We start from the raw sequence: 434 nt of genomic DNA on the forward strand, positions 1-434 counted from the left end.
GGTCACGACGTCGAGCACGGTCAGCGCGAGCGGCTGCAGGAAGAGCAGCTGCATCAACAGGGCCGGTACGACGAGCGCTGCGTCCCCCAGCGCGTAGGCGGCGATGGGGATGCCGAGGTTGCCGGCGTTGACGTACGCCGAGCAGAGCGCACCGATCACGGCTGTCCCGGAGTCGAGCCCGCGCGCGATCGCGACCGCGATCAGGATCCCCGCGGCGACCACCACGCCGGCCGCCGTCGCGATCAGCGGCCCCGAGAGCACGCTGGACGGGTCGGAGTCCTCCAGCACCGTCACCAGCAGCGCCGGGCTGGCGACGTAGAACGCGGTGAGCGAGAGGCTGCGCTGGCCGCGCAGGTCGACGATGCCGAGGTGCGCGAGCAGGGACCCGAGCGCGATGACCACCGCGATCGTCAGGAACCCCTCGAGCACGCCGG

General features: G+C 72.4%; 1 protein-coding gene. It reads right to left on the minus strand.

Annotation, left to right across the window (positions count from 1 at the left end; all coding sequences use genetic code 11):
* The coding region (locus tag ACOADB_RS24615) for an AEC family transporter (protein WP_378605061.1) at positions 1 to 434 on the minus strand (434 nt) is incomplete at both ends.

The organism is Nocardioides sp. CPCC 206348, from assembly GCF_048654705.1.
In the GTDB taxonomy this organism is placed as follows: domain Bacteria; phylum Actinomycetota; class Actinomycetes; order Propionibacteriales; family Nocardioidaceae; genus Nocardioides.